The following is a 10,701-nucleotide window of genomic DNA, read 5'->3' on the forward strand; positions in this document are numbered from 1 at the left end:
GGTGAGGTCGGCTGATGTTGCATCAGATCGTGTACCGCTGGGACCCCGACGGGCTGCTCGGGCGCCGCGGCATCGTCCCGGTCGCCACGTCCCTGAGCCGCGACGAACTCTTCGGCTGGCACACCCGCACCCGGTTGGCCGACGCGGTCACGATGGACTACGGCGACCCCGCCTGCCCGGCCTCCAGCGTGTGTCTGCTCGACACCCCGCTGGGCGTCGCCCTGGTGCGCCGCGCGTTCACCGCGGACGCTCGCCGGCAGCGGCTGAACAACTCCGCGCACGTCCTGGTCGGTCCTCGGGACAGCATCGCGCCGTTCGACGCCATCGCGTGGGGCGCGCTGGAGGCGCGTGCCCCCGGCGCGCTGGACCCGGACCGGACCCCGGCCGGCTACGACCTCCGGCCGCTCGCGGACGAGCGGCTGGCCGAGGCGTTCGAACTCGCCGCCGGCGGCCTGCACGAGCGGGCCCGCCGGCTCGGCGATCCGCTCGAGGTGTTCACCGCCGCGGTGCTGCGCGGGCCCCGGGCCAAGGTGGCCCTGCTGCCGGCCACCGCCGAGGACGCCACGGCGCTGTTGTGGGGCCTGCAACACCTGCTCACCGCGCTGCTGCCGGGGCCGTGGACGTTCTCCACCTTCGAGGTCGACGACACGGCTCCCGACCCCCAGGGGGCACCCAGGTTCGTCACCCTGCCCCGGGTGCCCGGAGCCGGACCCGGGACCCGGGTGCGGGTCGATCTGACCGGACGCGACGAGCCGTTCGACGCGCATCGCGAACTCGCCCGGCGGATGGTGAAGTACTACGTGGGCGAGGGGTGGGCGGGCTTCCATCGGCTGCTCAACGTGCCCACCGAGGTGCACACGCTGCCCGAGGGGACCCGGGTCGAGGAGATCCGGAGCCGGCTGGACGCGCTCGGCGCCCGTCAGGAGGCCCGGGCCAGGCCGCGCGAACCACGTGAGCCACGTGAACAGCCGCGCGAACCGCGTGAACAGCCGCGTGAACGGCCCGAGCCGCGCGCGGCCCGAGCGGAGCCGCCGGAGCCGGGCACCCGCGAGATGCCGCGCGTGCCGCCGCGGACGCCGCCCTCCACCGCACCACCGGTCGCCGGCCCGGCGACCGGCCCCATCGACCCGAATCGACCCGAGGTGCGCTGTCCCTATTGCCTGGACCTGATCCGGTGGAACGAGAACGACCTCTACGAGCGCGACGACCGGCTGCGCTACGAACGGGTGGACCTGAGCACGGTCACCGACCCGGTCAAGCGGCACGACCGGCTGCGCGCGACCTTCATGCGCTGCCCCAACCCGGCCGGGGACGAGGAGCGCGAGCACTACCTGCCGACCAACTACCTGATCCACGAACCGCCGCTGGTGATCGGGCTGATCGGTGACGGCCTCTCCGGCAAGACGCACCTGCTCGCCGCGATGATCGCCGAGATCGACGCCGGCGGATTGCGTCCGTACGGCGTGACGCACGCGCCGGTGGATCCCGACCAGCATCAGGACTACCTGCGCAACCGGGTCGATCCGCTCCAGCGCGGGACCATGCTCGCGACCACGGTCAACCACCAGGGCAACCTGGTCCAGTTCGCCGACGCGCTGCTGCTGCGCTCGGCCGGCCGGACCCGGCCGATCGCCTTCTTCGACGTCAGCGGCGAGGACCTGGCCAGGGGCGGTCGGGAAATGCAATTCCTGGCCGCTGCCGACGCGTTCGTCTTCGTGGTGGACCCGGTGGTCGCGGTCGACCTGCCCGAGTTGCGCCGGCTGACCGGCGACGGCGAGGACTCGCCCGGTGTCCGCCGGGGCGACCGGACCTTCGCCGCGGTGATGGACCGGCTGCCGCGTACCGCGGAGTTGCTCGGCCAGCCGGTGGCGGTCGCGGTGACCAAGTCCGACCTGATCCGGTTCGAGCCGCCCGTGGACGCCTGGTTGGGCTCGCACCCGCCCAGGCCCGGTCGGGTGGATCCGGCGCGGGTGGCCGCCGAGAGCCGCGACGTGTACTCGTTCCTGTACGCCCACGACGCGGTGGCCTGGCTCAGCCCGTTCGAGGAATTCCGGCGCTGCACGATGCATTTCGTGTCGGCCACCGGTGCGCGCGATCGGGACGGCCGCTTCCCCGGCGGCATCCGGCCGCGTCGTGTTCTCGAACCCGTCGTGTCGATCCTGGCGATGTGCGACATGCTCGATCAGGCCGGGGTCGAGCGCGTGGGGGTGTGAGATGGCGTGGGAGACCGGAGCGGACGAGCGGGATCCGCTGGATCAGGTCGTGTACCGCTGGAGCTACGGGGACCTGTTCGGCCGGCAGGGCATGGGCCCGGTCGCCGGCTCGCTCGACCGCGAGCTGGTCCAGGAGTGGGACCGTGGCCTGAACAGCCATGTCTCGATGGACCGTTCGCTGCCGGAGACCCCCGATTGGAGCATGTGCCAGGTGCACCTGCCGGGGGAGCGGCATGCGTTGATCCTGCGCGAGGCCGCGATACACGCCAGCAACCGGCCCGGCAACAACGCACACGTGCTGCTCGACCCGGAGCGGATGATCCGGCCGCACACCATGCTGGCGGCGGTGTGGCTGCACGACCGCTACGGCGGCGGGCTGACCGGATCGGGGATCCCGAACTCGGACGTGCGCGACGACGCCGCGCTGGGCACGGCGTCGATCCGCGCGGAGGCGTACCGCGCCGACGTGCACGAGACGATCCGCGCCCAGGCCCGGGAGAACGCGGAACTGGTCGAGGTCGTGCTCGCGGCGGTGATGCGCCACGAGGGGCACAAGTTCACGCTGCTCACCGAGCATGTCGGCGAAGACGTCGTGTCGCTGCTGTGGGGGGTGTTCGACCTGGCCCGGTGGGTGGCGCCGGGCGGGAGGACGTTCTCCACGTACGAGACCAGCGACGCGGCGATGAAGCCGAGCTACGTGCTGGTGCCGCGCTGGCCCAACACCCCGGAGCCGGCCAACCGGGTCCGGATCGACCCGCGCGCCGAACCGGGACAGGACGTGTTCCGCCGGGCCGCGCGGATCCTGGTGAGCCGCTACCGCGAGTGGTCGTGGGACGAAATGCTGGGCACGCTGCGGGAAGTCGACGACGCGGTGGGCACCCACGCGTCGAACCTGGACCGCGCCGAACACGTGGTCGGCCCTGCCCGCGGGGCCACGCCCCCGATGCCGGCGGCCGGCCGCACGTCCCGGGACGACCCGGCGGGTGGGGTGGACAGCCCGGTCGTGGGGTGGTCGAAGCTGGGGTATTCGCAGGACCTGGGGACGGTCGAGTACACGGACACGTTCACCCAGGAGCAGGACGAGCAGGACGAGCAGGACGAACGATTCGAACAGGGCGGACCGGGCCGGTACTTCGATCCGGACGGGCCGGACCGGGCGGGTGGCCACGCGCGGGCCGGGCGGGACGCTCCCGGGGCCGGGGACCTGGGCGACAGGTTGGCGGCGTGGACCGGCCGGGTCGGCAGTGGTCCCACCGTGTCCGGGCCGGCCCGCCCGGCGTCCACCGAGCCGATCCGCCCCGGCGCCGCCGAGCCGCCGGGCCGCCCCGGACCGCCGCGGGAAACTTCGGCCCGGTCCGCGCGGGGCACGTGGGACTGGGACGTGTGGGACGAACTGATGGCGACCCGGGACGGATTGACGGCGCTCAGGCAGGCCGCCGAACTGATGGCCGAGAACGGCGGCCAGGAGACGCCCAGGGTCGGCAGGGCGATCGATCGCGCCGACACCGGCTCGCTCGCGGCGGCCCTGCTGCTCGTCGAGCCGCCGCTGCTGGAAGCGGTGATCTGGCGCCTGGCCGTGGAGGTCGATCGCGAGTACGCGAATCCCCGCCGCGAATGGCGCTCCCTGCGCGCCTACGGCGAGATCCTCGGCCGACTGCACGAGGGCATACCCGTCCTCGCCGGGTGCGACGTGGAGGAGGAACTGCTGCACATCCTGCTGGAGAAGATGGCGCGGATGGTCGCCCAGGACAGCGACCGTTTTCCGCACTTCGTCGCAGGCCTGGCGGGCACGGTCATGCGACTTCGCACGTTCGACGGAGACTGGACGCCGTACCAACGCATCCTGGTGCGGGCGATGTCCACCACCGACTGCTACGGGCTGCTCCAGCGCGAATGCGGCCGGCTCCTGTTCGAGGAACTCGGTATCACGCCATGACAGGACGGAAGCGTAGCCAGCCATGACGCCACGGGCGGCGCAGCCGCGAGGGAACCATCCGCCGGTCGCTGCCGACGCGGGCGGGTTTCGGCAGATCGTCTACCGACGTCAGGACGAGAGCCTGCTCGGTGGGCGTGGGCTGGGGCCGATCGCGTCGTCGGTGTCCCGGGACGAACTCCTGGGTTGGCACGACGACTTGCGGGAGCATGTGGCGGTCGACGTGGACGACCGGGGGGCGCCGGTGACCAGTGTCGCGCTGGTGCACACCGGTCGGGGCGCCGCGGTGATCCGACGCGAGTACGTGGTCGAGGGCAACAATGCGCGTGTGCTCCTGGACCCGGGCCGTGACCTGGGCCCGCATCGTGCGCTGGTGCTCACCCAGGAAGCGGTGTGGGTGGGCGAGACGGCCCTGGAGGACATCCCGCGCGGCTACGGACTGGCCCCGCTCGCCCGGGACGTCGTGGAGGCGGCGCTCGACGGGCACGCCGAACGGCTGCGTGGGCGGGCCCGTGACCAGGCCCACCTGCTGGAGGTCGCGGTGGCCGCGGTGCTGCGGCATCCGAGCCGATTCTTCTCGTTTCAGCAGGCGGACGTCGGGATCGACCCGGTGCCGGTGTTGTGGGGGCTCTCCGATCTGCTGCCGCGGCTGGTTCCGGGGGCCTTCACGTTCTCCACGTTCGAGACGTTGGACCACTCGGCCAAGCCGAGGTTCGTGGTGCTGCCACGCCGGCCGCGGGACGCGCAGCCGTGGGCGGGCCGCTATCGGCTGCTGGCCCGGGACGAGCCCAAGGCGGGTTCGGATGTGCACGCGCACGCGGCGGCGCTGCTGGTGAGCCGGTACATCGACACCGACTGGTCGGGCGTGCACCAACTCCTGGAGGGCATGCTCGACCTGCGCCGGCTCCCGCACGAGCGGGCCGAGGAGCGGTCGCGGGAGATCTGCACCCGGTTGGGCCGGTGGACCGCCGCGCCCCGGGTGCCGGCCGCCGAGCCGGCGGAAACCGCACCGACGCCGACCCGCGCGACCCGGGCCGAGTCGACGGCGCGAACAGAGCGGACCGAGCGCATCGCGCGGACCGATCGCGTCGAGCGGGCGGAGCGCACCGACCGGAGTGAGCGGGTCGGGCGCGAGCCGCGGGTGGTCACGGTGGCCGGCGCCGCCGAGGAGGAGCCGGCCTTTCCGTACACGGCGGAGCCGGCCCGGACGACGGTCTCCGCGAAGGAGCGGGTGCCCCGCCCGACGGTGGCCGCGAAGACGCCGCCGGAGCCGGCGCGGGCGACCGAGCCGGCGCGCGCGGTCGAGCCGACCGAGCCGACCGAGACCCCGGACGTGATCTGGTACGCCGACGACGGCGCGGTGTTCGAGGAGATCGAGGACGCCTTCACCGGGCCGTGGCCGGGCTTCGAGGAGGAGCGCGGCGAACTGCCGATACCCGCGCTGCCGCTCACCGAGGACGACCCGGACACCGACCCGGACGCCGACCCGGAGCGCGCGCACGGCGGCGCGACGGGGAGCCCGCCGACGCCGGGCGCGCTGCCCGCCAGTGCCGGGAACGCGCCGTGGAGTGCATGGGCCGAGTACGACATCCCGGACACCGAGGTGGACAAGATACGGCGCGCGGTCAAGCGGCTCCCGGACAAGCCCACGCTGCGCGAACGCGCGCTCGGCGGCGGCGCGGCCAAGACCGAGGTCGCGGGCATCGACAACATCGTCACGCTCGCGGTCGCGCTACGGCTCGCCGACCTGCGGGTGTTGCCGGTGATCGCGGACCGGCTGACCACGCGCCTGGAACAGCGCCGCCGACAGCTCGCGCCGGAGGCGTGGAACCCGGGCGACCTGCTGGCGATGCGCGAAACCCTGCTGGACGCCGAGCAGTTCGGCGACCGCCTCGAAGCGGCCGGCGCGGGCGACAAACGCACCCGCAAGCTCCTCGAACAGCTGCTCATGGTGGTGCTGGCACCCAAGACCGACACCAAGGGTGTGCTGCGCCAGATCGCGATCTGCGTGCTCTCCGACCGCCGGGACCGCTCGCCGAACCCGCTGATCGAGGACATCCTGCTGAACTCCCAATGGGGCGAGGACTTCCGCACCGAACTCGGGCGCCGCTGGGCGGAGCAGAACCCGCCGCGCTGAACCCGCCGCGCCGAACCCGCCGCGCCGAACCCGCCGCGCCGAACCCGGCGGGCGGCGCCGGCCGCACGGGCCGGCCGAGGCCGGTCGGCGGTGCCGCCCGGGCCGCCCGGGCGGACCCGCCGCGCATGCGTCGGGGACGCCCGCCGGGTCGACGGACGGCACCGGCGGGCGGCCCCGGGTTCAGCGCTGTACGGTCCAGCCGCCGGCCCGCAGCGCCGTCGTCAGCGCCTCGGCCCGCCGCGGGTCCACCTGAAGCTCGACCAGACCGGCCGGACGACCCTGGGCGTGGTCGATCCGGATGTCCTCGATGTTGACCTCGGCCCGGCCCACGTCGGCGAACAGCCGGGCCAACTCGCCCGGCCGGTCGGGGACGACCACCGGGACGGCCTCGTACCGGGCGGCCGGCTGCCCGTGCTTGCCCGGGATCCGGCCGTGCCCCGCGTTGCCGCGCCGCAGCAGCGCCTCCACGCCGCGCGAACCCAGCTCGCGCTTGGCCTCGTCCTCCGCGCCGAGCGAGCGCAACGCGCCCACCACGGTGTCCAGGTCGGTCGCCAGCCCGGCCAGCACGTCCGCGACCGCGTTCGCGTTGGCGCCCAGGATGTCGATCCACAACCGCGGATCCGAGCCCGCGATCCGGGTCACGTCCCGCACCCCCTGGCCCGCGAGCCGGGTGTCGGTGTCCTGCGCGTGCTCCAGGCGCGCGGCCATCAGCGCGGACACCAGGTGCGGCGCGTGCGAGACGAGCGCGACCGCGTGGTCGTGGTCGCGCGGCGCCATCACCACCGGCACGGCCCGGCACAACGAGACCAACTCCAGCGCCCGGTTCAGCGTCTCGGTGTCGGTCTCGGCCGACGGGGTGAGCACCCACGGCCGACCGTCGAACAGGTCGGCCCGGGCGGCCAGCGGCCCGGAGCGCTCGCGCCCGGCCAGCGGATGGCCGCCGATGTAGCACGTCGCCTCGCAGCCCAGCTCCGCCATCTCCCGGAGCGGCTGCTCCTTGACGCTGGCCACGTCGGTGTATCCGAGCGCGAGCCGCTCCGCCTGCACCAGCCGCAGCGTCTCGGCGACCCGCCCCGGCGGCACCGCGAGCACCGCCAGGTCCACCGGCTCCGGCGGCGTCGCCTCCAGGCCCGCGCCCATCGCCGCCGCCGTCTGTACCGCGGTGCTGTCCCGGTCGCGCAGATACACGGTGACCCCGCGGGCGGTCAGCGCGAGCGCGACGGATGTACCGATCAGTCCGGTGCCGACCACGGCGGCGGTACGCACGACGGGAACTCCAAGGGGCGGGTGACGGAATAATGGGGGAACCGATCAAGGCTATCCGTGACGGTACCCTCGGGCGGTGTCCTATCGCCCCGCGGCCTCGACTGCGCCGCCCGGTTCGGCAATACCCGTGACGGCCCCCGTGCCGGCAACAAGCGAAAGGTCGGCGACCGTGGAAGCCCGTACGCCGCTCGCGACCGTCGTGGTCGCCATCGACGGTCCGTCAGGGTCCGGAAAGTCCAGCGTCTCCCGCGCGGTCGCCGCCCGGCTGGGCCTGCGCTACCTGGACACGGGTGCGATGTACCGGGCGATGACGTGGTGGATGCTCGGCAACGACATCGACATCCACGACCCCGCCGCCGTGGCCGCCGTCGCGGACAAGCCGCAGATCGTCTCCGGGACCGCGCCGGACGGGCCCACCATCACGGTGGACGGCCGGGACGCGGCCGGCCCGATCCGTACCGACGAGGTGACCAAGGCGGTCAGCGCGGTCAGCGCCGTACCGCAGGTGCGCACCCGCCTGGTCGACCTCCAGCGGGCCGTGATCGGCGCCGGCGGCATCGTGGTCGAGGGACGCGACATCGCGAGCGTGGTCGCGCCCGACGCGGCGGTCAAGGTCTACCTGACCGCATCCGAGGCGGCCCGCGCCGCACGCCGCAACGCCGAGCTGACCGGTACGCAGGCCACCAGCGTCGAGGCGACCCGGGCCGACCTGGCCCGCCGGGACGCGCTGGACTCCGGTCGCGCGGTCGCGCCCGCGGGGATGGCCGAGGGCGCGATCCTGGTGGACACCACCGAGCTGAACCGCGACCAGGTGGTCGACCACCTGCTCGCCCTGGTCGCGGAACACGTGCGGTGACCGCGGCCTTCGGGACCACCTCGAAGCCCCCGCTCGCCGGGGCCGCGCACTTCATCGGCGAACCGCTGCTGCGCAGCTTCTGGCGGGTGCGCGCGCTGGGCGCATGGCACGTGCCGATGGCCGGCCCGGTGATCCTGGCGGGCAACCACGCCAACTTCGTCGACGGGCCGATGCTCTTCGCGTTCGCGCCGCGGCCCACGCAGGTGCTGGTCAAGCGCGAGATGTTCACCGGCGCGCTGGGCCCGGTGTTGCGCGGGATCGGCCACATCCCGGTCCAGCGCGGGGTCGCCGACCGCAAGATGATCACCGATTCGCTCGACGTACTGGCGGGCGGCGGCGCACTCGGCGTGTTCCCGGAGGGCACGCGGGGACAGGCCGACTTCTCGGCAGTGCACAATGGACTTGCATATCTGGCATTGCGCTCCGGGGCACCCATCGTCCCGGTGGCGTGCCTCGGCACCGGCGCGCGGGGATCCTCGATCGGTGCACTGCCGGGTCTGCGCTCCCGGATCGACGTGGTCTACGGCAAGCCCTTCCAGGCGGTCGAGAACGCCGACCGCCGGGCCACCCGCAAGGCCGTCCAGGCCGCGTCCGACCGCATCGTCGAACGGCTCACCGCGCACCTGCGCGAGGCCGAGCGGATGACCGGCCGCGCCGGCTGACCACGATCTTCACCCGTACCGCTACCCGAACGAGGAACACCCCCATGGAGCAGCACGCCGACGCCACGACCGAGGGCGCCTTCGACCCGGAGGCGTGGGAGGCGGGCTACGACCCCGAGGAATGGGTCGACCTGGAAGGGGACACCCCCGACCGGGGCGAGCACGGTGACGAGTCCGGTGGACCGCTGCCGGTGCTCGCCGTCGTGGGTCGCCCCAACGTGGGCAAGTCCACGCTGGTCAACCGGATCATCGGGCGCCGCGAGGCGGTCGTGGAGGACACCCCCGGGGTGACCCGCGACCGCGTGTACTACGAGGCCACCTGGAACGGCCGACGGTTCACCGTGGTCGACACCGGCGGCTGGGAGCGCGACGTGGTCGGGATCGACCTGTCGGTCGCGGTCCAGGCCGAGTACGCGATCGACTCCGCGGACGCGGTGATGTTCGTGGTCGACGCGATCGTCGGCCCCACCGACAGCGACGAGGCCGTCGTCCGGGTGCTGCGCAAGGCCGGCAAGCCGGTCGTGCTGGCCGCCAACAAGGTCGACAACATGGCGCAGGAGGCGGACGCCGCCGCGCTGTGGTCGCTCGGCCTGGGTCAGCCCTGGCCGGTCTCCGCCGTGCACGGCCGAGGCAGCGGCGACCTGCTCGACGCGGCGCTGGCGATCCTGCCGGAGGCCCCCGCGCAGCGCTTCGGCGTGCAGGAGGGCGGCCCGCGCCGGGTCGCGCTGCTCGGCCGCCCGAACGTGGGCAAGTCGAGCATGCTGAACAAGGTCGCCGGCGAGAACCGGGTGGTCGTGGACAAGGTCGCGGGCACCACGCGCGACCCGGTCGACGAGCTGATCCAGCTCGGCGGCAAGACCTGGAAGTTCATCGACACCGCGGGCATCCGCCGGCGGGTGCACCTGACCCAGGGCGCCGACTTCTACGCGTCGCTGCGCACCACCGCGGCGCTGGAGAAGGCCGAGGTCGGGGTGATCCTGATCGACGCCAGCGAGCGGCTCACCGAGCAGGACACCCGGATCATCTCGCTCGCGGTCGAGGCGGGGCGCGCGATCGTGATCGCGTACAACAAGTGGGACCTGATGGACGAGGAGCGCCGCTACTACCTCGAACGCGAGATCGAGCAGGACCTGGTCCAGGTCACCTGGGCGCCTCGGGTGAACGTCTCGGCGCTGACCGGCCGGCACATGGAGAAGCTGGTCCCGGCCATCGAGACCGCGCTGGCCAGCTGGGAGAAGCGCATCCCCACCGGCCAGCTGAACGCGTTCCTGGGCACACTGGTGGCCTCCCACCCGCACCCGATCCGCGGGGGCAAGCAGCCGCGCATCCTGTTCGGCACCCAGGCGGGCACCAAGCCGCCGCGCTTCGTGCTCTTCACCAGCGGCTTCCTGGAGGCCGGCTACCGCCGCTTCATCGAGCGCCGGCTGCGCGAGGAGTTCGGCTTCCCGGGCACGCCGATCGAGATCCGGATGAAGGTCAGGGAGAAGCGCGGTCGCAACAAGACCGGTCGCTGACCGTACCCACGAGGAGGGGGGGGGCGCCCCGCCGGGGGGGGGGGGCGCCGCGGGGTGTGCGCGGGGGGGGCCCCGCCCCCCGCCCCCCAGCCGGCCGGGGGGGGGGGCCCGCCGGGGGGC

At 73.7% G+C, this 10,701-nt stretch carries 7 protein-coding genes; 6 read left to right on the top strand and 1 reads right to left on the bottom strand.

Annotated elements, in window-relative coordinates; translation table 11 throughout:
- Window positions 1-14: 14 nt before the first annotated feature.
- From ACIBM5_RS43245 to ACIBM5_RS43255, 3 genes are read left to right on the top strand one after another with little or no spacing between them, the layout of a single operon-like run.
- Complete coding sequence (locus tag ACIBM5_RS43245) at window positions 15-2,213, top strand: hypothetical protein (RefSeq protein WP_396012176.1); 2,199 nt, start codon at window positions 15-17, stop codon at window positions 2,211-2,213.
- 1 nt (window position 2,214) lies between these two features.
- The gene (locus tag ACIBM5_RS43250) at window positions 2,215-4,149 is read left to right on the top strand and encodes a hypothetical protein (RefSeq protein WP_396012177.1); all 1,935 of its coding nucleotides are present in this window, start codon (window positions 2,215-2,217) and stop codon (window positions 4,147-4,149) included.
- 22 nt (window positions 4,150-4,171) lie between these two features.
- On the top strand, window positions 4,172-6,283 hold the full coding sequence (locus ACIBM5_RS43255; protein ID WP_396012179.1) for a hypothetical protein: 2,112 nt from the start codon (window positions 4,172-4,174) through the stop codon (window positions 6,281-6,283).
- 180 nt (window positions 6,284-6,463) lie between these two features.
- Here ACIBM5_RS43255 and ACIBM5_RS43260 read toward each other — a convergent pair whose 3' ends face one another.
- A complete protein-coding gene (locus ACIBM5_RS43260) occupies window positions 6,464-7,549 on the bottom strand; it encodes a prephenate dehydrogenase (protein WP_396012181.1) in 1,086 nt (361 codons plus the stop codon).
- A 169-nt stretch (window positions 7,550-7,718) separates the two neighbouring features.
- Between ACIBM5_RS43260 and cmk the strand changes: the two genes are divergently transcribed.
- From cmk to der, 3 genes are read left to right on the top strand one after another with little or no spacing between them, the layout of a single operon-like run.
- Window positions 7,719-8,405: a (d)CMP kinase gene (cmk, locus tag ACIBM5_RS43265; RefSeq protein WP_391586924.1), complete on the top strand. Its 687-nt coding sequence runs from the start codon at window positions 7,719-7,721 to the stop codon at window positions 8,403-8,405.
- The gene (locus ACIBM5_RS43270) at window positions 8,402-9,067 is read left to right on the top strand and encodes a lysophospholipid acyltransferase family protein (protein ID WP_391586925.1); all 666 of its coding nucleotides are present in this window, start codon (window positions 8,402-8,404) and stop codon (window positions 9,065-9,067) included. Before cmk ends, ACIBM5_RS43270 begins: the two co-directional genes overlap by 4 nt.
- A 44-nt stretch (window positions 9,068-9,111) precedes the next feature.
- Window positions 9,112-10,581, top strand: a complete 1,470-nt coding sequence (der, locus tag ACIBM5_RS43275; RefSeq protein ID WP_391586926.1) for a ribosome biogenesis GTPase Der — start codon at window positions 9,112-9,114, stop codon at window positions 10,579-10,581.
- Window positions 10,582-10,701 lie beyond the last annotated feature (120 nt).

Origin of the sequence: Embleya sp. NPDC050493, from assembly GCF_044458105.1 — a bacterium.
GTDB lineage: Bacteria > Actinomycetota > Actinomycetes > Streptomycetales > Streptomycetaceae > Embleya.